Source organism: Streptosporangium subroseum (assembly GCF_900188345.1).
Taxonomy (GTDB): Bacteria; Actinomycetota; Actinomycetes; order Streptosporangiales; family Streptosporangiaceae; genus Streptosporangium; species Streptosporangium subroseum.
In genome coordinates, this window is sequence record NZ_FZOD01000031.1 from 59,582 (window position 1) to 80,973 (window position 21,392).

Below are 21,392 nucleotides of genomic sequence, written 5' to 3' on the forward strand. Positions count from 1 at the left end.
CGCGAGGTCAAGAAAAGGCCCCCTGGAGTGCGTGTTCCACCGCGGCTCGAAGACCGATCATCCCTCCCTCTTCGTTCAGCCGCTCGAACTCCGCCCTGCCCATCCGGCCGCGCAACCTCAGCTCCGCCTTGCGGAGCAGGGTCGTGATCATGGGCGAACGGCTGGGCGGGACCTCGGCGGTCTCCCAGGCGGCCTGGGCCGCGCCGAACATGGTCGCGGCGAACGTGTCGTTCGCGTCGGTCTCCGCGATCACGACGAACACCTCGAGCGCCTCCATGAGGGAGATCGTGTCTCCGAACAGCCGGGCGCCCCGGAGAGCTCCGCGGGCGGCCACGACGGCGGAGGCGGTGTTGCCGAGAAGGTGCTCGGCCTGGCCGAGGAGAAGGTCCAGGCGGATGAGGGTCCAGTAGTCGCCGCAGGACTCGCAGAGCTCGCGGCCCTCCTCGAGGACGGACACGGCCTGGTCGTTACGGCCCGTGAGCATCATGGCGGTGGCCACGACCGTGTAGGTGGGCAGGAAGCCGGGGAAGACGTTGCCGGTCGAGCGGTGGCGCACCCTGGCGTGCTGAATGAGCTGAAGGGCCTCCACCACATCGCCCCTGACGACCGCCAGGTGGGCCTGGAACTGGCTGACGTAGGCCGTGGCATAGCCGTCGGCGTCCTCGGCGGCGCACTCGGTGAGAATGCTCTCCGCCCGGTCGAGGTCGCCGCGCTGGATCGAGACCCAGGCGTGCACCCACAGTGCCTTGACCCGCTCGGGGCTGGGGGTGTGGTCGAGATCCAGACCACGCTGGAGAAGATCGTCCCCGGGGGCCTGCATGCCGCAGCACGCCCACAAAAACCACAGGTTGCCGACCAGGTCGAGGCCCTTGCGGTATTCCTCGGGCCGGGAGTAGCAGTATTCGATGGCCCCGCGCATGTTGGCGCATTCGAGCACCAGCCTCCGGTACCACTCGAGCTGCCTGCCCTGCCAGCTCATCTCGGCGCGGGCGGACAGGCCGAGGAAGTGGTCGCGGTGGCGCCGCCCCGTCTCCTCCGTCTCGCCGAGGCGCTCCAGCCAGACGGCGCCGAACTCGCGGACGGTGTTGAGCAGGCGGTAGCGGACGCCGCCCTCACCCTCCTCGCGGGCGAGGATCGACTTGTCGAGCAGGCCGAGCAGGGCGTCGAGAACCTCCTCGGAGCCGAGGACGCCGCCGGAGCAGACGCCTTCCGCGGCTTCGAGGTCGAAGGTGCCGGAGAAGACCGACGCCCGAGCCCACAGGAGGCGCTCCTGCGGACTGCAGAGCTCGTGGCTCCAGCCGTAGGCGGCGCGCATCGAACCGTGCCGCCGGGTGCCGGGTGCGGTGGCGAAGATGTCGGCCTCCCCCGGATCGGGACCGGCCGCGGCAAGCTCGATCGCCAGGGGGAGGTTGTCGAGCCGTTTGCAGAGCTCCTCCGGGTCCGTCCCGATGAGCCGGCTGCCGGCGAGAATGGTGAGCAGGTGGGCGGCGTCGGCGTCGGACAGGCCTCCGACCGGGTAGAGGTGCTCGCCGGGCAGCCCCAGCCGCTGCCTGCTGGTGCTCAGGACGCGCAGTCCCTCGACCGACCGCAGCAGCAGACCGATCAGGACGCCCACGGCGCCGACGACGCGGTCGCAGGTGTCGAGGACGATCACGCTGCGGCGCGGGACGAGCTCGTCGATCAGGGATCGCAGCACGGGCACGTCCGGCTGCCTGCGAACGCCGATCGTGTCGGCGAGCATGCCGGTCAGGGCCTCCAGGTCCGCCGAAGCCTCGGACAGCTCGACGACATGGACGTCTCCCGGGAGTTCGTGTTCCAGGGCACGGGCCAGGCGCAGCGCCATACAGGTCTTCCCGGCGCCGGCGGGACCGGTCAGCGTGACGTGGCGCACCCTTTCGAGCAGGGTGGAGACGTCGGCCAGCTCGGTTTTCCTGCCGACGAAGACATCCGCTCTCATGGCAGCCCCTGCGTCGTCCTGACTACACGTGCACCTACGGTCGCACGTAGGCAGTGCCCACTGAAACCCCGTTGCTCACATTTCCTGCGATAAGACTTAACCTGTAATGGGATTCGCACTCCTGCTGTAATGCGAGTCACGCTCCTGATTTTCATGAATGAAACACAATCTGTGACATGTACGGCGCTCTTGCGCACGGAAATTCGGTGGAAACCGGCAGGGGCCACTCATTCGGCTCCGGAGTCGAAACTCCGTGTGATCGAGAAATCGCCGAAGACCGCCCCGTCGAATTCCTCTGGCTGGAGCCCCAGGCCCCGGCTCTGGAAAGCATGCCGGCGCCCTCCCTCATCGACGAGGTCTCCTCTCGATCTTCCCACCTCGCGAACGAACCGTCAGGTTGAGACCAAAAATTGTCAGCGCACGTCAGACCTGCGGCACCATGTTGAAATGCCACGTCCCCTCAGAGAGCTGCCCAAGGCTCACCTGCATCTGCACTTCACCGGCTCGATGCGGCACTCGACCCTGATCGATCTCGCCCGCGAGCAGAACCTGCATCTGCCGGACGCGCTGGAGGACGACTGGCCACCCCGGCTGCGGGCGACCGACGAGCGGGGCTGGTTCAGGTTCCAGAGGCTGTACGACATCGCACGGTCGAGCCTCCAGCGGGAAAGCGACGTCTACCGGCTGTTGCGCGAGGCCGCCGAGGACGAGGCGGCGGAGGGGTCGGGCTGGCTGGAGATCCAGATCGACCCGTCCGGATACGCGCAGAGGTTCGGCGGGCTCACCTCGACCATGGAGCTGATGCTCGACGCGGCGCACAGAGCCGCCGATCACGCACAGATAGGCGTCGCGGTCGTGGTGGCCGCTAACCGGACCCGCCATCCCCTCGACGCCAAGACGCTCGCCCGCCTCGCCACGCACTACATGGACCAGGGTGTCGTCGGGTTCGGGCTCTCCAACGACGAGCGCCGCGGCCGGGCCCGCGACTTCGACGGGGCCTTCCGGCTCGCCAAGCGGGCGGGGCTGCTGTCCCTGCCGCACGGCGGGGAGTTGCTGGGCGCCGAGAGCGTGGCCGAATGCGTGGACGTGCTGAGCGCGGACCGGGTGGGGCACGGCGTCCGGGCGGCCGAGTCGCCGCGGCTGATGGAGAAGCTCGCCCGCCGGCAGATCACGTGCGAGGTCTGCCCGACCTCCAACGTCGGGCTCGGAGTGGCGGCGAGCGCCGAGGAGGTGCCGCTGCGGAGGCTGTTCGACGCGGGCGTGCCGATCGCGCTGGGCGCCGACGACCCGCTGCTGTTCGGAGAGCGACTGCTGCCCCAGTACGAGCTGGCCCGGCAGGTGTACGGCTTCTCCGACGCGGAGCTGGCCGAGCTGGCCCGGCAGTCGGTCCGGGCGTCGGCGGCCCCGGAGTCCGTGCGCAAGGACCTCCTGCAGGGGATCGACGACTGGCTGGCGTCAGAGGGCTGAGCGGGCGATCTCCAGAGCTCCCTGGAGGTCACCGACGCCCTCCAGGCGCAGGCCGACCCCCTTCTGCTGCCAGATGAGGGTGGGATCGGCCAGGCGGGCGCGGGCCGGGGCCTCGCCACCGCCCCGGGGAAGGTAGGTCAGACCGTGCTTGGCCGGAATCCACCACGCCTGCGAGGTGCCCAGGTTGACCTGGTCCGGCCAGGGTGGTCCCAGCTCCTTGCGGAACGCGACCTCAAGGACGCCGTCGTACTCGTCCAGCCTGACGCCCGGCCAGAACAGCGACACCACCCGGCCGCCGTCGCTCACCCTGACCTCGGAGGGCTCGCCCAGCCGGGACGGGACGGAGATCGCGAACGCCACCTGCTCGCGGGCCTGCTCCAGGGTGACCCTCCGCTCTCCCGGCAGCGGGCTCGGCACCCCTGACGGCAGCGGCCCGGGGTCGCCGATCCTGAGCTCGACCCCGGCGAACCGCAGGACCTCCACGACCGCGGCCCTTCCCGCGGGCGTCGCGCCGAAGAACAGGGCGAGGAGGATCGCGACGACGGAGACGATCGCCCGCCTCCGCGGGCGGGCACCGGGCCTCAGCGCGCGCCATGCCCGCCGTACCGGCGCGGGCCGGTCCGCGCCCTCGACCGATCCGAGCCGTGCCCGTACGGCCCCCGCGACCGGTGCGGGCGGCCCGTCCGCGCCCGGGAGCGACTCGAGGCGTGCCCGTACGGCCCGCGCCACCTCGGCGGGGGGCGGGGACGGGACGTCGAGGGTCTCCCCGAGGGCGAGGAGCCCGGCTTCGAGATCGTCAGATGAGGTCACGTGCCACCCCCTCACGCAGGCGGGCCAGTCCGCGGAAGGTCCGCGACTTGACGGTACCGATCGGAAGGTCGAGCACCTGGGCGGTCTCGGCCTCGGACAGCTGAAGGAAGTACCGGCAGACGACGGCCTGACGTTCCCGCTCGGGCAGCGTGCGCACCGCTTCGAGGAGCCGGCTCCGCCGATCGGTCGCGACGGCCGCGTCCTCGGGAACCTCGCCCTTCGCGGGATCGACCTCGGTGAGCTTCACGACGAGCTCGGCCCGACGGCCCCGTGAACGGGTCAGATTGTGGGTCTCGTTGGCCACGATCCGCAGCAGCCAGGGGCGGAACGGCGCGCCACGGCGGAAGGTGGCCAGGTGGCGGTAGGCCTTGACGAACGCCTCCTGGACGACGTCCTCGGCCTCGTCCCCGGCGCCGAGCATGGACGCGGTGCGGTGCGCGAGCGCGCTGTAGCGGGTGACCAGCGCCTCGTAGGCGTCCAGGTCACCGGCCAGAGAGCGGGCTATCGCCTCATCGTCGTCCGTCGGGGCTCCTTCGCGGATGTCGTGACAGATTTCACCGCACGGGAGCACGTAAAGGGAAGACCATCGGAACCCACAGAATTCGCAAAGGCCATGAAGACGTCGAAGTCCATGAGGTCCGTGGAACCTCCATCGATGCCCGTAAAATCCGTGGATTCCGTGGGATCCGTGAGCTCCGTGGAGTCCGTGGAGTCCGTGGAGCCCGTGAGCTCCGTGGAGCCCGTGAGCTCCGTGGAAGTCCGTGAAGCCGGCGGAAGCCCTCGGTGGGCCTCTCGAAGCCGTCAGCCGAGGGCGTAGGCCATCGCGGAGTCGAGGTCGTCATCGTGGCCCTCGGCGAAGATCGCGTCATAGGCGTCGTCGCCGAGCAGTTGCCTGGCCGTGCGCTCGGCCACCGTCCTCGGCTCCGACACGCTCTTCGAGCCGAGGCCCCGCAGCCCGAACGTGTCACACAGCCGCGCCGCCGATCCCTGGAGTCTGGCCGTACGGTGGCCGTCGCCCTCGACCGCGGCGATCACCGCGAGCTGGTCCAGCGCCAACGCCACGCCGGCGGCGTCGCGGAGCCGCCATTTGACGTCGAGCGACTGCCGGGCCGCCACCGCCGCCTCGGCGGCGCGGCCGAGGCCGAGCTGGGCGATGGAGAGCACGTAGTCGCCGCAGGCGCGGACCCAGAGCTCGCCGCGCGCGTCGCAGAGCCGCTGTACCTCCTCCAGCACGGAGACGACCCTGGCGAACTCGCCGCGCCATGTCGCGGCCGTGGCCAGGGTTACCAGGGCGATCGGCTCATCGACGGTCACGGCTTCGGCCTTCCTGAAGTATTCGCGTACGAGATCGACGGCGGGCTCGACCTCGTCGAGAGAACCGGCGAACAGGGAACGGCGGGCCAGGCGGAGCTGAGCGTGCCCGGCCGCCGCGTAGTCGCCCCAGTCGAGTGCCGCGGACAGCGCCGCCTCGGCCCGGAGCCGGCCGAGCTCCAGCTCACCCCGGGCGATGGCCACGCAGCCGTCGGTCCACAGGAGTCTGGGCAGCCCGGGATCGGTGACGGGCGCGGCGTCGATGGCCCGCTTCATGTAGTAGCGCCCCTCCCTCAACCGGCCCAGGCAGAACCAGAGGATCCAGAGCGTCCCCGCGAGCTCGATGGACAGCGAGGTGGACGGGGAGTCGGAGTCGAGCGCGAGACGGAGGTTGGTGACCGAGAAATTCAGGCGGTCCGCCCACTCCTCCTGCCGGGGGCCGTACCAGTCGGCGTCGGCCTGGCGGGCCAGGTCGAGGTAGTAGTAGCGGTGCCGCCGGGTCAGGCGCTCCTCGTCGTCGAGCCGGGCGAGCTGCTCCCTGCCGTGGTCCCTGACCGTTCCCGGCTGCCGGTAGCCGCCGGGAACCCGGATGAGAAGCGACTTCTCCACGAGGTCGGCCAGGAGGTCACGCACGTTGACCAGGCGCCGGTCGCCGCACACCCACACGGCGGCCGCCGCGTCGAAGTCTCCCGCGAAGACCGACAGCCGGGCCCAGAGCAGGCGCTCCTCGGGGCCGCACAGCTCGTGGCTCCAACTGATCGCGGTACGCAGGGTCCAGTGGCGGGTGAGCAGTGCCCGATCGTCGTACAGGGCGTCGAACCGTTCCTCCAGGTGGTCGGCGAGCCGCTCCACCGTCATGGTCTTCAGCCGCCCGGCGGCCAGCTCGATGGCGAGCGGGATGCCGTCCAGCCGCCGGCAGATCCTCGCCGCGGCCGCCAGGGTCGCCTCGTCCGCCTTCAGGCCCGGCACCGCGGCCCCGGCCCGGTCGAGGAAGAACCGGAGCGCGTCGTTCGCGGTCGGCGTCCCGGCCTCCGGTTCGGGCGTCTCGAACGGCTCGACGGGCAGCGGCGTCTCCTGCGGCAGTTCGAGGGTCTGGCGGGAGGTCACGACGATCCGCACGCCGGGGGCGGCGGCCAGGATCTCGGCGACCAAACCGCGGCAGGCGGCCAGGAGATGCTCACAGCCGTCGAGGAGCAACAGCAACCTCTTGTCCGCGAGAAACTCGACGAGCACCTCGATCTGCGACCGCGCCGACTGCTCGCGGAGGCCGAGGACCGCCGCGACCGTGTGGGCGAGCAGGTCGCCGTTGTGCTCACCCGACAGTTCCACCAGCCAGGCGCCGGCCGGATAGGAGTCGCGGCACCGCTCCGCGGCCTTCACCGCGATCCGTGACTTGCCGACGCCTCCGGAGCCGGTGACCGTGATCAGCGATGTCCCGGGCAGGAGCTTCAGCAGCCGTCGCACCTCGCGCTCGTGACCGATGAAGCCGCTCGTCTCCGCGGGGAGGTTCCCGCGCCACCATGGAACCTGTGCCATCGGCTCGCGCTCCTTCCACCTGGTGGAAATACCACTTTGGAGGAATCGCACCTTCTCAGCATCACGAAGCGGTCGGCGGACCGCCCACGGGTGGGGTTTCCTCCTCCTCCAGTGCAAATCTGACCGCCGCATCTAGGTCGGATTTCCCCCCGCGCGCCGTGAAACTCGAGAATTACGACTTTTTGACAGACAACATGGCAGATTCGCCAATCAAAGCCAGAACGGGCAAATCCAGGCGCTCGATCCCCGGCACGGACCAGGCACGGCGAACCGCCGCCCGTGGCGTTCCCTCCTGACAACTTCCCCGCGATCGCCGGTACTCCGCCCGCTCTGCGCCCGGCGACCCCCCGTGTCCCGCCAAACAGAAGAAAGCGCATAAGAATCGACGAACACCGATGAAAGGGAAATGGTTCGCAATCTCCTCGGAGTGCGCGTTCCCACCGAGGGTGACCGACCTTCTAGACGTCCCGGATCCAGGCCACCGCGGCAGATGATTCCATGATCAGTCCCTGGGCGAAGGCGTGGTCGTAGCAGGCGTCGCCGATCAGGGCCCTGGCCTCGGTCTCGGTGTGCTCCCGAGCGGCCTGAAGTCCGTACGGATCGCGCCGGGACTGTTCCGGAGCGATCTCCCGCCGGACCGCCTCGGGCCGCCGGTCCACGCCGCCTCGCGACTGCTCCGCGTCCGTCCGCATCCGCTGTGCCACGCCGAGCAGACCGGCGGCCCTCCGGCCGTCACCGCGGGCCGTGGCGATGGCGGCGAGCTGATCGGCCATCATGGCGCTGCCCGTCACGTCGCCCAGACGCCACTTCACATCGAGTGCCGCCCGCGCGTAGACGTCGGCCGCGTCGAACTCCCCCCGGCCGAGTTCGGTGAGCGACCGGGCTTGATCACCGTTGGACCTCGCCCACAGCTCACCGCGTTCCGCGCACCTCCCCCACTGCCGCACGAGCACCTCCACGGCCCGGCCGGGCTCACCCCGGGCGTCGAGCACCGCCGCCAGTGTCACCTCAGCGACGGGCAGCCCGATGTGGGAGTGGACCGCCCGCTCGAACAGCTCCGCCGACTCGGTGGCCAGGCGCTCGGCCTCGTCGAGGTCTCCGCGGGCGAGGGCGACGGCGGCGGCGCACCGCCTGGCGCATCCCGCGGCGGCGAGGTCTCCGTCCGCCATCGCGGCCGCGTAGGCCTCGCCCGCCCGCTTTCCGGCCGCGACCGTGTCGCCCGCGTCGAGTGCCGTCCACGCGCGCACCCACAGAGCCTTGGTCCGTCCCGGGCTCGGCTCCGGGTGCCGATCCAGCGTCCGGTCCAGGTAGTGGCGGCCCTGCTCCGCCTGGCCCAGGCAGCACCAGACGAACCAGAGCGCCGTCACCAGGTCGAACCCCTCATCGTGATCGAGGATCGCCTTCAGGTTCGGCAGTTCGCGGTGAGCCCAGTCGGCCCACTGCGGCTGGCGTGGGCCGTACCACTCCGCCTCCGCCCGGCGCGCCTGCGTCAGATAGTGGTCGCGGTGCCGCCGGACGAAGGCCTCCTCCTCGCCCAGCCTCCGCAGCCACTCCCTGCCGTAGTCGCGGATCGTGGCGAGCATCCGGTAGCGCGGCCCCTCGGCGATCAGGATCGACCTGTCCGCGAGCCGGGCCGGCTCGAACCCGGTGAGCCGCTCGTCGGCGCACACCACCCGCGCGTCGTCGGCGTCGAACCACCCGGCGAAGACCGACAGGCGAGCCCAGAGCAGACGCTCCTCCGCCGTGCACAGCTCATGGCTCCAGCCGACCGCGGTGCGCATGGTCTGGTGGCGCGCGAACGGAGTACGGCTCCCGCCGACGAGCAGCGCGAAGCGGTCGTCCAGCCGTTCGGCGATCTGCTGTGGCGACAGAGCCCGCAACCGCCGGGCGGCGAGTTCGATGGCGAGCGGGATGCCGTCCAGCAGGCGGCAGACCCGTGCCACCGCCTCCGGATCGAGGCTGAGACCGGGAACCAGCGCGTGAGCCCGCTCGGTGAACAGGCGCACCGCATCCGTGCCGGCGCCCCCTGTCTCGGGCACGGGCAGCGGTTCGACCGGGAAGAGCCGCTCTCCGGGCAACCCGAGCGGCCGGCGGCTGGTCACGAGCACCCGCGCGTGCGGGGCGTCCGCCAGGACACGGCGCAGCAGCGCGGCGCAGGCGTCGATCAGGTGATCGCAGGTGTCCAGGATCAGCATCAGATGTTTGTCCGCGAGAAAGTCGGCCAGCACCTCGCTCTGGGGCCGGACCGCCTGCTCGCGCAGGCCGAGCACCGCGGCGATGTCGTGCCCGACCAGGTCGCCGTTCTGCTGGGCGGAGAGCTCGACCACCCACGCCCCGTCGGCGAAGGAGTCGCGGAGACGGCCCGCCGTCCTGATCGCCAGCCTGGTCTTGCCCACACCGGCGACCCCGGTGACGGTCACCAACGGTGATCTGCCGACCAGTGCGGCGAGTTCGTCGAGCTCACGCCGCCGCCCGACCAGACTGCTCGTCTCCGCCGGGACGTTACCCCGGCGTACGCGTGTCTCCACCACCGAATTTCCAGCCCCTCCGCTGAGGTGGCAAGCCAATCACGGAACCGGTCACACATCCGATGCGATCGGATACCACTGGTTACGGATCTTTCTCCTCCAGTGCATATTTCACCGCAAGTGCCAGGTCAAGCCCTCGCCCCTGAGTGAAAAAGGTGTCGAACTCTCCCCCACCGAGAACCTTGACGGCCTGGATCACAGCCCGTTCGCGGATCCTGATGAAGGTCGGCGAACCGAGCTGCGGTAGCCCCGAGGAGTCCATGATGGCCTGGGCGGCGCCCAGGAGCCGGGCCGCCTTCGCGGCGGACCCCGCCATCACCGCGGCCGTCACCGTCACCGTCACGGCGGCCGTCGCCGTCACCGTGGCCCAGGCGATCAGCTCGACACAGGCGACGGTCAGGATCAGGTCGTCGAAAAGCCGCGCTCCGGTGAGTGCCGCCCTGGCGTGACCGAGTGCCCTGGGCGTACTGCCCCTGGAGTGTTCGGCCCAGGCGAAGACGTACTCCATCTGGGCCAGGCTCCACTTCTCGCCGTGTGCCTCGCAGAGCGCCTGCCCCTCGGACAGCTTCGCCACGCTCTCCTCCAGCCTGCCCGCCGCCAGCAGGCTCAGCGCCGCCAGCGTGTAACAGGGCAGCTGCCCGGAGAGCACGTCGCCCCTGGCCACGTGCCAGGCCATGGCCTCGCCCAGCAGCTTGCCCGCCCGGGGGAACTCCCGCCGCATGAGAGCGAACATGCCCTCCAACTGGATGACGTAGCCGGTGGCGCTCCCCTCGGGATCCTCGGCGCGGCATCGGGCGAGCCGCTCCTGCGCGACGTCGAGCTCACCCTGGAGCCCGGCCACCCAGGCGCAGATCCACAGCGCCCTGGTCCGCTCCGGGCTGGGCCGGGGATCCGCCCGCAGCGCCGCCTCCAGATAGTGGCGACCCTCCCGCTGCATGCCACAGCAGATCCAGAGGAACCACAGGGAGCCGGCCAGGTCCAGACCCGCCCGGGACCACTCGGGGTCGTCCAGGCACAGTTCGAACACCTTGCGGAAGTTGCGCCGCTCGGCACGCATCCGCCCGTACCACTCCACCTGCCGCTCGGACCACTCCGCGGCGTGCCGCCCGGCCAGGCGGAGATAGTGGTCACGGTGGCGGCTCCGGATCTCGTCGACCTCGCCGAGCCGGAGCAGCCACGTGGCGCCGAACTCCCTGACGGTGTCGAGCATGCGGAACCGTACGCCGGTGGAATGCTCCTCCCGCTGCACCAGCGACTTGTCGACCAGACCGGTCAGCGCTTCGAGCACCGTCTCGGCCGGGAGCGGCCCGCCCGCGCAGACCCACTCGGTGGCCTCCAGGTCGAACCCGGAGGCGAACGCCGACAGTCGCGCCCACAGCAGTCGCTCGGCGGGCGTGCACAGCTCGTGGCTCCAGCCCATCGCCGCGCGCAACGACTCGTGCCGAGCCGGTCCGCGGACCCCGGTCAGCAGGCGGTAGCGGTCTTCCAGCTGCCGGGTGAGCTGCTCCGGCGAGCGGGTGCGCAGCTGTACGGCCGCCATCTCGATCGCCAGCGGGATGCCTTCGAGCTTCTCGCAGAGCCGCGCCATGTCGCCCGCACTTCCGGATATATCCGCATCCGCGCCCCCGCCCGTGCCGCCGGGCGGGCCCGCGCTCCGGGACGGGACCATGCGGTCGCGCAGCAGGGCCACCGCCTCCTCGACCGGGAGCGGCGGGACGGGGTAGACGTGCTCGCCGGACACCCCGAGCGGCTGGCGGCTGGTGGCCAGGACCCGGAGGCCGGGCGCGCCGCGCAACAGGGTGTCGACCAGCGAGGCGACCGCGTCGACCAGGTGCTCGCAGGCGTCCAGGATGAGCAGCGCCGTGCGCGGCCTCATCCACTCCACCAGCACCTCCTCCTGCTCCCTGGCGGACTGGTCGGCCACGCCGAGGTCGCCGGCCACCGTCTCCGGCAGTAAATACGGATCGGTCAGGCAGGCCAGCTCGACCATCCAGAGGCCGTCGGGAAACTCCGCCCCGACCTCCTCGGCCACCCGGCTCGCCAGGCGCGTCTTGCCGATGCCCCCGAGTCCGATGAGGGTGACCAGGCGAGACTCTCTCAGCAGGCTAACCAGCCGTGCGGTCTCCGCCGGCCGGCCGACAAAGGTAGTTTCCATGGGGGTGCCCATGCTAGGCCGCGACGCTCCGTCTGGGGGCCGCTCCGCCCGAACCGCCACTAGACTCTGGCTGTCCATAGCCGTGGCCCTCGCGCCACGCTTTCCGTGAGCGAGCTGGACGGAACCGCATGTCTGGGTATGACCGCGTAGTGCAACCCGCGGCCGGTGACGAGGCCCTGGAAAACCACCTCGGTGGGGACGAGGCCAAGAACTACCGGCAGTACGAGCTCGACATGGTCGCCCCGCACGTGGGCCGGTCCATGCTGGAGATCGGCTCTGGGCTGGGCCACTTCGCCGAGGCCTTCCTGCCCCGCCTTGACCGGCTCGTGGCCAGCGACTTCGATCCCTACTGCGTGGAGCAGCTCAAGAAGCGCTTCGCCGGTCGTGACGACATCGACGTGCTGCAGTTCGGCCTGCCGACCGAGATCCCGATCGGCGACAAGGTCGACACCGTCGTGATGATGAACGTCCTGGAGCACATCGAGGAAGACGTCGAGGCGCTGCGGTCCCTCGCCAAGGTCACCGTCCCCGGCGGCCGGATCATCATCTGGGTCCCGGGCTACATGCAGCTGTACGGAGACTTCGACCGCAAGGTCGGCCACGTCACGCGTTACACCCCCGCCACCCTGCGCAGCACGGTCTCCAAGGCGGGCCTCGACATCGACGTGCTCAAGCCGATCAACTTCCTGGGCGGCATCGCCTGGTGGGTCGCCGTCCGCCGCGGCGGCGTCGGCTACCCCGACCCCCGCCTGGTCAAGATCTACGACCGCACGGTGGTCCCCCTGACGCGCCTCATCGAGCGCTTCATCCGCCCGCCCTTCGGACAGACGGTCTTCTGCGTGGCCCGCGTCCCCGAATAGCTCCGAGCAACACCGCCGACACGAGGCGCCGCTCACGAACGGCCGGGAACAGGCCGTGAGCGGCGCCTCGCGTCGGTTGTGCCCCCCTGAGATTTCCGGGCCTCTTCTTCGTTCTCAGGGAATTCCCAGGCTTCTCCTTCGAGGATCCCAGCGCGAGACGGTTGTCTGATCAGCGTCTCCCGTTGGGAAACACCCTTGAAGGAGCTTGATGAAGAAGAAACTCGCCATCGGCGTCGGGGCCGTCACGGCGGCGGTGCTGCTGATGGGCTCCTCCGCCTGGGCCACCCAGTCGGACACCGGGTCGGCCGCCCTCGCGTCGGACGGCGTGACCACGACCGCCAACCGGCCTCCGAAGGCGAACGGCAAGCCGCGCAAGCCCAAGGCGCGCTCCCGGATGGTGGGAATCCACGGGCAGGCCACGGTCGGCGGCAAGGACGCGAAGTTCGTCAACCGCACCTGGCAGCGAGGCGTGATCACCGCCAAGGGCGAGAGCTCACTGACCGTCAAGAGCAAGGACGGGGTCACCTGGACCTGGAACATCGACCAGGCCACCAAGATCCATAAGCTTGGCGCGCGCGCCGATCTCTCCAAGCTGGTCGCCGGGTCCGCGGGGTCCGCTGGAGACAAGGTCTTTGTGATCGGCACCGCGACCTCCTCCAACCCCACGGCGGCCTCGGTGTTCGCACCCCGTAAGGCCGCCGCGCCAGCCACCCAGGAACCACCGATCACCGGGAGCTGATCGGGAAGCGGTGGGGTCACCAAAGACGCGGTGACCCCACCGCTTCATGGCATTTTCATGACATCCATCCAGCCAAAAGTGATGTTCATGCAGGAAGCGGCGGTTTTCGCGTGGGAACGAATGGGCGAGAATTAGTCCTCCATGGACGAAAACGCCATCCTCGTCGTCGAGGACGACCCCAACATCCGCGACATCGTCGAGGTCGCCCTGCGCTTTCACGGGTTCCGGGTGACGGGCGTGGAGACCGGCGATGACGCCCTCACCGAGGTGGACCGCGATCCTCCCGCGCTGATCGTGCTGGACGTGATGCTTCCCGGCATCGACGGATTCGAGGTGTGCCGCAGGATCCGAGCGGCGGGCAAGCACATTCCCGTGATCTTCTTGACCGCCAGGGACACCCCCACCGACACCGTGCGCGGCCTCACGCTGGGCGGGGACGACTACGTCGCCAAGCCTTTTTCCGTCGAGGCTCTCGTCGCCCGCGTCCGGGCGGTGCTCCGCCGGACCGCCCTCTCCGACGAGCCGGGGAGCGGCGTGCTCCGGGTGGCGGACCTGGAACTCGACGAGTCACGGTGGGAGGTGCGGCGCGCCGGAGTTCCCGTGGACCTCTCCCCCACCGAGTTCCGCCTGCTCGCCTTCCTGATGGAGCATCCCGGCCTGGTGCTGACAAAGCGTCAGCTGCTGGAACACGTCTGGGGCTACGAGGGCTCCTCCCAGGTCGTCGAGACCTATATCTCCTACCTGCGCCGCAAGCTGGATCCGCTCGGCCCACCCCTGATCCACACCCAGCGCGGGGTCGGCTACGCGCTGCGCCCGCCCCAGGCCCCCTGATGTCGCTCAGGGCACGCCTGCTCGCGGGCCTGCTCGCGGTGAGCACGATCCTGCTGGTCATGCTGTCCAGCGTGAGCGTCCTCGTCCTGCGCGAGCACCTGCTCGAAAGGATCGACGTACAGCTGCGGGCGGCCACCGCGACCGCCGCCCAGAAGATCGCCGCGGCCCCCAACGGGCGGCTCGCGCTGACGCTGACCGGATCCACCTACGCGGTGGCCTCGATGAACCTCGGCACCGGGCGGACCCGGCTGGTCAACGGCGACGCCCCGGAGGCGGCGGCCGTACCGGGGCTGGTCGAGACCCTCGGCCTCGGCCGGATGAGGGATCACGCCGCGAGGCAGGACCGGTTCACCCTCGCCCCTTCGAGCGGCTACCCCATGATCGCGAGGGTCTCCGAGACCAAACAGGGCAACCGGTTGGTGATCGTCGCCGTTCCGCTGGAGTCGGTCGACGCGCCGGTCCGCCAGCTCGTCATCGCCGAGCTCCTCACCGGCGGCGTGCTCATCCTGCTGCTCGCCCTCATCGGCCGCGCCCTGATCACCAGGGGGCTCTCCCCGCTGGCGCGGATAGCGGTTGCCGCCCACGGCATGGCCGGCAACGGCGACCTGTCGGTCCGCATGCCCGAGGGCTCCTCGGAGATCGGGCGGCTCGGGACGGCCGTGAACCTCCTGCTCGACCGGATCGCGGAGGCCTTCAGGGACCGCTGGGCGTCGGAGGACCGCGTCCGGCGCTTCGCCGCCGACGCCTCGCACGAGCTCCGTACCCCGCTGTCCACCATCCGGGGATACGCGGAGCTCTACAGGACCGGCGCGCTGAGCACCGAGGACCTGCCCAGGATCATGGGCAGAATCGAGAGCGAGGCGACACGGATGGGCGATCTCGTCAGCCAGATGCTCGAACTCGCCCGCCTGGACCGGAACGCGGCGCTGGAGCCGTCGGAGACCGATCTGGCCGCGGTCGTCCGCGACGTGAGCGCGGACCACACGGCGATCGATCCGGGGTCACCGATCGTCGTCGACGCTCCGGACGCGCTGTCCGCCACCGTCGACGAGGCACGGGTCCGCCAGATCCTCGTCAATCTTCTGGCCAACGTGCGGGCTCACACTCCCCGGGGCACCACGGCCACCGTACGGCTCGCGCAGACGCCGGTCGGCGGCGTGCTGATCGAGGTCTCCGACGACGGGCCGGGAATGTCCGGCGATCAGGTGGCCAGGGCCTTCGACCGCTTCCAGCGGGGCGAGGAGCGGCTGCCGGGCAGCGCCGGACTCGGGCTGTCGATCGTCAAGGCGATCACCGACGCGCACGGCGGCCGTTGCTGGATCACCTCCGCCCCCGGCGAGGGCACCTCCGTCCAGGTTGAACTCCCTCGGCGTCAACGTCTTCCCGGACCGGCCACCTGGGCATAATCCCGGCATCATCCGCCCAAGGAGGTCCCGATGACCGATTACGCCAAGGCACGCGAGGTCGCCGAGCAGGCCAGAGAGAAGGAATGGTCCCGTCCCAGCTTCGGCAAACAGCTCTTCCTGGGAAACTTCCGCCTCGATCTGGTCCATCCCGCGCCCGCCCTGCCCGAGGCCGAGACCAAGCGGGGGGAGGAGTTCCTCCGGACGCTGCGGCGGTTCCTGGAGACCCAGGTGGATCCGGCCCTGATCGAGCGGACCTCGCAGGTGCCCGACGAGGTGGTCAAGGGGCTCGCCGAACTCGGCGCGTTCGGCATCACCACCGACGAGGAGTACGGCGGGCTGGGGCTCAGCCACCTCGACTACGGCCGGGCGTTGATGCTGGTCGGGTCGTACAGCCCGGCGCTCAGCACGCTGCTCTCGGCACACCAGTCGATCGGGGTGCCGCAGCCGCTGAAACAGTTCGGCACCCCGGAGCAGAAGCAGAGATTCCTGCCCCGCTGCGCGAAGGGAGAGGTGTCGGCCTTCCTGCTGACCGAGCCCGACGTCGGCTCCGACCCGGCGAGGCTCGCCACCACCGCGGTGCGGGACGGCGACGACTACGTGCTGAACGGTGTGAAGCTGTGGACGACCAACGGGGTCGTCGCGGGCCTGCTGGTCGTCATGGCCCGCACCGGCACGGGGATCTCGGCCTTTGTCGTCGAGGCCGACAGTCCCGGGATCACCGTCGAACGGCGCAACGCGTTCATGGGCCTGCGCGGCATCGAGAACGGCGTGACCAGGTTCCACGACGTCCGCGTCCCGGCCGCGAACCTGATCGGCCGCGAGGGCCAGGGCCTGAAGATCGCGCTGACCACGCTCAACACCGGACGACTCTCGCTGCCCGCCGTCTGCGCGGGCAACGCGAAGTGGGCGGTGAAGATCGCCAGGGAGTGGAGCAACGAGCGGGTGCAGTGGGGGCACCGGGTCGGCGAGCACGAGGCGGTGGCGCGGAAGATCGCCTTCATCGCCGGCACGGCCTACGCCCTTGAGGCGGTGATGGACCTGTCCTGCCGCCTGGCCGACGACGAGAGCAACGACATCAGGATCGAGGCGGCGCTCGCCAAGCTGTACGCGTCGGAGATGGCCTGGAGGGTGGCCGACGAGCTGGTCCAGATCCGTGGCGGGCGCGGCTACGAGACGGCCGCGTCGCTGGCCGCCCGGGGCGAGCGCGGGGTCCCCGCCGAGCAGGTGCTGCGGGACGTGCGGATCAACCGGATCTTCGAGGGGTCCACCGAGATCATGCACCTGCTGATCGCCCGCGAGGCGGTTGACGCGCACCTGACGGTGGCCGGCGAGCTCATCGACCCGTCGCTGGACAACAGGACCAAGGCCCGCGCCGCGGTGAAGGCGGGCGGGTTCTACGCGCGCTGGCTGCCGACGCTGGTCGCGGGCTCGGGCAACCGGCCCGGCTCCTACACGGAGTTCGGCCCGCTCGCCCAGCACCTGCGCTACGTCGAGAGGACCAGCCGTAAGCTCGCCCGCTCCACCTTCTACGGCATGTCCCGCTGGCAGGGAAAGCTCGAACACCGGCAGGGGTTCCTCGGCCGGATCGTGGACGTGGGCGCGGAGCTGTTCGCGATCACCGCGACGTGCATCCGAGCCCACGAGGAGTCCGCCGACCTGGGGCTCAGGCCCGTCGAGATCGCCGACACCTTCTGTCACCAGGCCAGACTCCGCGCCGACGCACTGTTCGACCGACTGTGGGACAACAGCGACTCACGCGACGTACGACTGTCGCGTTACCTGCTCCAGGGCCGCTACACGTTCCTGGAGGAGGGCATCCTCGACCCCTCGATAGAGGGACCGTGGATCGCCGCCGCCGAACCCGGCCCGTCGACCGCGGAGAACGTGCACCGGCCGATCCACTGAGGAGGCGCGGGTACGGCGCGCACACGCGTGCCGTACCCGCCCTTTCCTCGTTCCCTGTCCGAACTCGACACCGGTTCGGACAGGTCCGGGCTTCATAGTGGTCGAAGGCGACTTCGCTCTCACCGATTCGGAGCGCTCCTCAAGCATTCAGTGGTTGTCGGCGACGGCTGCCAGACGGCCGACGTCACGGAACCGACCAATCGGATCTCCGGCCGAGGCTTTCCGGCGGGAACCTGCGTGGGCGACCTTCCGTAAAGCCTGAAACCCAGGAGGACTTGCCTCTGAACCTTGGTGCCCGCGTGAAGAGCCGCAACAGGGCGGCACCTGAAAACCAGCAGGATCCTCAGTGCGGCAGAAGACGGCCCGTCCTCCGAAGAGGGCCGGGCCGTCTTGGTCCCCTACCGCTGGATCGCGTGTCCGCGACGCATCCGACCGGGGAAGCAGAAACCACACTCAACTCCCCGAACCGAGTTCACGTCCGAACCAACGTCCGCGTTCGCCTCCACGCCGAAGCCCGCATCCCTATCGGTGGCCCCTGCTCACGCCGAGACTCCTGTCCGCACCGACTATCCGCACAGGCGGACTCCGTCCGCGTTCGCAAGAAAATAAATAGGTTGCACCGCTCGAAGGGCCGTCGTACGGTCTTCTCATGTGGATTAACTCCTAAGAGCCGGCGTCGATCAGCCTCGCTGATCCGCCCGCACTCAGCGTTCTGGCCCGTTCGTCTGACGCGGCAGCTGAGTTTCCGACCCGGGATTTCGCCGCGTCGTCACAATCTTCAAGGAGTCCATATGCGAATTCATGCCGGTAAAAAGCGCAGCGGTAAGGGCAAGACCACCAAGACCCACACCCCGTTGCCCGAGCGAAACATGCCTCCGGAAGCGCCTCGGCACATGCCGATGCCGCGCACGCCGTCGAGGCCTACCCAGCAGCCGCGCCGGATTCCCGGCAAGGGCGGTCGCTGAGAAGAAATGCCCCGGTCCCGAAAAACGCCAATTCAGGGCCGGGGCATTTCTGTACGTCGCTTCGCTCACAGGCGTTCGCCCACGACCGCCTCATTCACAGGTGTTCGCTCACAGGCGTTCACTCATGAGCGCTTCGCTCACAGGCGTTCACTCATGAGCGCTTCACTCACGAGCGCTTCGCTACAGGCGCTCGATGATGGTGACGTTGGCCTGGCCACCGCCCTCGCACATCGTCTGCAGGCCGTACCGGCCTCCGGTGCGCTCCAGCTCGTGCAGGAGTTTGGTCATCAGGATCGCGCCGGTTCCGCCCAGCGGGTGGCCCAGGGCGATCGCGCCGCCGTTCGGGTTGACCTTGGCGGGGTCGGCGCCGATGTCCTTGATCCACGCCAGCGGCACCGGGGCGAACGCCTCGTTGATCTCGGTGACGTCGATGTCGTCGATGGACAGGCCGGACCTCTTCAGCGCCTTCTGCGTCGCCGGGATCGGCGCGGTCAGCATGTAGACCGGGTCGTCGCCGGTGAGCGCCAGGGTGACGATGCGGGCGCGGGGGGTCAGGTTGTGGTCGCGGACCGCCTGCTCGGAGGCGATCAGGAGCGCGCCGGAGCCGTCGGAGATCTGCGAGGAGGTGGCGGCCGTGATGCGGCCTCCGTCCCGCAGCGTCTTCAGCGACGCCAGCTTCTCCAGCGTGCTGTCCGCGCGCGGGCCCTCGTCGTCCTCGACGCCGTTGAGCGGGGCGATCTGGTCCTTGAAGTAGCCGTTCGCGATGGCCTTGGCCGCCCGCTGGTGGCTCTCGAAGGCGAATCGATCGAGCTCCTCGCGCTCCAGCCCCCACTTCTCACACATGAGCTCGGCGCCCCGGAACTGGGAGATCTCCTGCTTGCCGTACCGCTCCACCCATCCGGCACCGAACGGGAAGGGCATGCCCTTCTCCATCGCGGCGCTGATCGAGGAGCCCATCGGCACGATGCTCATGGACTCCACACCCGCGGCCACGACGAGGTCCTGGGTGCCGGAGAGCACGCCCTGGGCCGCGAAGTGGATCGACTGCTGGGAGGAGCCGCACTGGCGGTCGATGGTCACACCGGCCACGTTTTCCGGCAGACCCGCCGACAGCCACGCGTTGCGCGCGATGTCCATGCTCTGCGGGCCGAACTGCATGACGCAGCCCATGATCACGTCTTCCACCGCGGACGGATCGACTCCCGTACGGTCGATCAGCGCCTTGAGGGTGTGCGCGGCCAGGTCAGTGGGGTGGACGGTGGACAGGCCGCCCTTCTTCTTACCGACCGGGGTGCGAACCGCCCCGACGATGTACGCCTCTGCCACAGTGCCTCCTGCTTATGAAACCGAGCATTGTTCGGTTACTAAGAGGCTACAACAGAACCTTTGTCGTGTCCTGTCCACAACGGTCGACTGTGATCGAGCACATCGGCCGGCCGTCGGGCACCCCCTCCGGCCGGACGGCGAGGTGCTGTCCCCACAGGCCGGCCGGTGATGGCCGGGGCCTCGTCTTCTACGGGCCGGCGGTGAGCCGCGCGGTGATGGCCGGACCTTCGTCGTGGATCCAGGCTTCGGCCCGGGGCAGGCGGTCCTTCACGCCCTCGTCCCAGAAACGCTTGAACACCGGGTCGATCTCGGCGGCGGCGCGCATGTTGACGTGGAAACGGTGGATCATGGTGGTCGCCAGGGGAATCAGGGCGTGGCGCTGGCCCGCGTTCATGCCGTAGGCGTCGGCGAACACGGCGACCCGGTGAGGGATGTCGAGATCCGCGAAGGCGGGCGACCTGTCCTTCGGGTGCAGCAGCGGCGCCCAGTAGTAGACGGCGTTGGCGATGTCGTAGATCCTCGTGGTCGGCTTGGCGAGATCGAAGTCGATGAGAGCCGCGGGCAGCCCGTCGCGGAAGACGACGTTGCCTGGGCAGTAGTCGCGGTGGCTGACCACCGGGGGCTCGTCGTCGGGCGTCGAACTCGCGCCCTGCGTCCCGGGAATCCCTCCCCAGGTCGCGTCCGCGGGCGGCGTCCAGCCCTGGGCGGCGTCGTGGAGCCGGCGAATGAGCCGTGCGAGCTCGACCAGGACCTCTTCGCCCGCCGTGTCCGGCGGGAGTGGTTCGCGGGGAACGTCTCCGGGGACGAACGAGAGCATCTCGCGACCCTGGTCATCAAGGCCGAGGGGGATCGGGGCACCCTCGAAGCCCGCGGCACGCAGGTGCGCCAGGTATGCCTGGATCGTCATGGTGAAGGGCCGGACCGGGCGCCGGACGGTGTCTCCCACGCGCACGATTCCCTGCGTGACGCCGTCACCGACCAGCGGCACCTCGTCCTGCCGGTCGACGTCACGATCCAGGTCTGCCATGGGGCTCCTCTGCCGGTTGCGGTGATTGCCGGTATCCGGGGTGGACGCCCGGGGTGAGGCCCTGCTGGGCGGCGATGGCTTCGAGCAGCTCGGCGAGCTGTGCGCGCTGGGTGTCGTCGAGCGCGGCGCAGATCTCCGCCTCATGCGCGGAGCCGAGCGTGCGCATCTCGCTCATCACGTGCGTGCCCTCGGCGGTGAGATGCAGCGCGTGGTTGCGGCGGTCTCGCACATTCCGCCGTCGTTCGATGAGCCCCTTGCGCTCCAGACCGTCGACCAGTGCGACGACCCGGCTCGGCACGACTCCCAGTTCTTCGGCCAGGGACTGCTGGCTGCGCCCCGGCTGGACGGCGACCATGCGCAGGAGCCCGACATCGGCGGGGACCACCCCGAGTTCGCTGATCCGCTCGGCGAACCGCGCCGAGGCATGGGCGCCCACCTGCGCGAGCAGGAACGCCGTCCCCCTCGGCCGAAGCCGCGACGCCGATCCGGCCTCGCCGCCGGGCTGCCGTTGTGTGGTCATGCGCCGATGGTAGTGGCAGAGAATGGTTCCGTGCTATGAATAGTTCACC

General features: G+C 69.8%; 15 protein-coding genes. 6 read left to right on the forward strand and 9 right to left on the reverse strand.

Features of this window, described 5'->3' with window-relative positions:
* Window positions 1–7 precede the first annotated feature (7 nt).
* Window positions 8–1,957, reverse strand: a complete 1,950-nt coding sequence (locus tag CHC08_RS27135) for an ATP-binding protein (RefSeq protein ID WP_089210199.1) — start codon at window positions 1,955–1,957, stop codon at window positions 8–10.
* Window positions 1,958–2,404: 447 nt separating this feature from the next.
* On the opposite strand from CHC08_RS27135, the gene CHC08_RS27140 reads away from it, so the two are divergent.
* The gene (locus CHC08_RS27140; RefSeq protein ID WP_089210200.1) at window positions 2,405–3,424 is read left to right on the forward strand and encodes an adenosine deaminase; all 1,020 of its coding nucleotides are present in this window, start codon (window positions 2,405–2,407) and stop codon (window positions 3,422–3,424) included.
* Here CHC08_RS27140 and CHC08_RS27145 read toward each other — a convergent pair.
* The 5 genes from CHC08_RS27145 to CHC08_RS27165 all read right to left on the reverse strand — a co-directional run bounded on the left by CHC08_RS27145 (window position 3,413) and on the right by CHC08_RS27165 (window position 11,764).
* On the reverse strand, window positions 3,413–4,234 hold the full coding sequence (locus CHC08_RS27145) for a hypothetical protein (protein WP_089210201.1): 822 nt from the start codon (window positions 4,232–4,234) through the stop codon (window positions 3,413–3,415). The two genes, CHC08_RS27140 and CHC08_RS27145, sit on opposite strands and share 12 nt — an antisense overlap.
* On the reverse strand, window positions 4,221–4,805 hold the full coding sequence (locus CHC08_RS27150) for an RNA polymerase sigma factor (protein WP_089210202.1): 585 nt from the start codon (window positions 4,803–4,805) through the stop codon (window positions 4,221–4,223). Before CHC08_RS27150 ends, CHC08_RS27145 begins: the two co-directional genes overlap by 14 nt.
* 230 nt (window positions 4,806–5,035) lie before the next feature.
* Complete coding sequence (locus CHC08_RS27155) at window positions 5,036–7,081, reverse strand: ATP-binding protein (protein WP_089210203.1); 2,046 nt, start codon at window positions 7,079–7,081, stop codon at window positions 5,036–5,038.
* A gap of 458 nt (window positions 7,082–7,539) precedes the next feature.
* Window positions 7,540–9,612, reverse strand: coding sequence for an ATP-binding protein (locus CHC08_RS27160; protein ID WP_089210204.1), 2,073 nt, complete (start codon window positions 9,610–9,612; stop codon window positions 7,540–7,542).
* A 79-nt stretch (window positions 9,613–9,691) separates the two neighbouring features.
* Window positions 9,692–11,764: an ATP-binding protein gene (locus tag CHC08_RS27165; protein ID WP_179282230.1), complete on the reverse strand. Its 2,073-nt coding sequence runs from the start codon at window positions 11,762–11,764 to the stop codon at window positions 9,692–9,694.
* Between the two features lie 149 nt (window positions 11,765–11,913).
* On the opposite strand from CHC08_RS27165, the gene CHC08_RS27170 reads away from it, so the two are divergent.
* From CHC08_RS27170 to CHC08_RS27190, 5 genes are all read left to right on the forward strand, one after another.
* Window positions 11,914–12,624, forward strand: coding sequence for a class I SAM-dependent methyltransferase (locus CHC08_RS27170; protein ID WP_245878597.1), 711 nt, complete (start codon window positions 11,914–11,916; stop codon window positions 12,622–12,624).
* A gap of 208 nt (window positions 12,625–12,832) precedes the next feature.
* Window positions 12,833–13,363 (forward strand): hypothetical protein, encoded by a 531-nt coding sequence (locus CHC08_RS27175; RefSeq protein WP_089210207.1) that lies wholly within the window; start codon window positions 12,833–12,835, stop codon window positions 13,361–13,363.
* A gap of 141 nt (window positions 13,364–13,504) precedes the next feature.
* Window positions 13,505–14,194, forward strand: a complete 690-nt coding sequence (locus CHC08_RS27180; RefSeq protein WP_089210208.1) for a response regulator transcription factor — start codon at window positions 13,505–13,507, stop codon at window positions 14,192–14,194.
* Window positions 14,194–15,600 (forward strand): sensor histidine kinase, encoded by a 1,407-nt coding sequence (locus CHC08_RS27185; RefSeq protein ID WP_089210209.1) that lies wholly within the window; start codon window positions 14,194–14,196, stop codon window positions 15,598–15,600. The genes CHC08_RS27180 and CHC08_RS27185 overlap by 1 nt, the downstream gene beginning before the upstream one ends.
* Window positions 15,601–15,630: 30 nt before the next feature.
* The gene (locus CHC08_RS27190) at window positions 15,631–17,505 is read left to right on the forward strand and encodes an acyl-CoA dehydrogenase family protein (protein ID WP_089210210.1); all 1,875 of its coding nucleotides are present in this window, start codon (window positions 15,631–15,633) and stop codon (window positions 17,503–17,505) included.
* A gap of 1,145 nt (window positions 17,506–18,650) precedes the next feature.
* Here the strand turns inward: CHC08_RS27190 and CHC08_RS27195 are convergent.
* From CHC08_RS27195 to CHC08_RS27205, 3 genes are all read right to left on the reverse strand, one after another.
* A complete protein-coding gene (locus CHC08_RS27195; RefSeq protein WP_089210211.1) occupies window positions 18,651–19,796 on the reverse strand; it encodes an acetyl-CoA C-acetyltransferase in 1,146 nt (381 codons plus the stop codon).
* Between the two features lie 187 nt (window positions 19,797–19,983).
* Entirely contained in the window at window positions 19,984–20,823 is an 840-nt protein-coding gene (locus tag CHC08_RS27200; RefSeq protein WP_089210212.1) for a phosphotransferase enzyme family protein, read from the reverse strand.
* The gene (locus tag CHC08_RS27205) at window positions 20,804–21,343 is read right to left on the reverse strand and encodes a MarR family winged helix-turn-helix transcriptional regulator (protein ID WP_089210213.1); all 540 of its coding nucleotides are present in this window, start codon (window positions 21,341–21,343) and stop codon (window positions 20,804–20,806) included. The genes CHC08_RS27200 and CHC08_RS27205 overlap by 20 nt, the downstream gene beginning before the upstream one ends.
* Window positions 21,344–21,392 lie beyond the last annotated feature (49 nt).

Bases quoted from the DNA above. Each gene is read 5' to 3' on its own strand.
- CHC08_RS27190 (WP_089210210.1), top strand. From the start codon at position 15,631: ATGACCGATTACGCCAAGGCACGCGAGGTCGCCGAGCAGGCCAGAGAG.
- CHC08_RS27140 (WP_089210200.1), top strand. From the start codon at position 2,405: ATGCCACGTCCCCTCAGAGAGCTGCCCAAGGCTCACCTGCATCTGCAC.
- CHC08_RS27185 (WP_089210209.1), top strand. From the start codon at position 14,194: ATGTCGCTCAGGGCACGCCTGCTCGCGGGCCTGCTCGCGGTGAGCACG.
- CHC08_RS27180 (WP_089210208.1), top strand. From the start codon at position 13,505: ATGGACGAAAACGCCATCCTCGTCGTCGAGGACGACCCCAACATCCGC.
- CHC08_RS27175 (WP_089210207.1), top strand. From the start codon at position 12,833: ATGAAGAAGAAACTCGCCATCGGCGTCGGGGCCGTCACGGCGGCGGTG.
- CHC08_RS27205 (WP_089210213.1), bottom strand. From the start codon at position 21,343: ATGACCACACAACGGCAGCCCGGCGGCGAGGCCGGATCGGCGTCGCGG.
- CHC08_RS27135 (WP_089210199.1), bottom strand. From the start codon at position 1,957: ATGAGAGCGGATGTCTTCGTCGGCAGGAAAACCGAGCTGGCCGACGTC.
- CHC08_RS27155 (WP_089210203.1), bottom strand. From the start codon at position 7,081: ATGGCACAGGTTCCATGGTGGCGCGGGAACCTCCCCGCGGAGACGAGC.
- CHC08_RS27200 (WP_089210212.1), bottom strand. From the start codon at position 20,823: ATGGCAGACCTGGATCGTGACGTCGACCGGCAGGACGAGGTGCCGCTG.
- CHC08_RS27165 (WP_179282230.1), bottom strand. From the start codon at position 11,764: ATGGAAACTACCTTTGTCGGCCGGCCGGCGGAGACCGCACGGCTGGTT.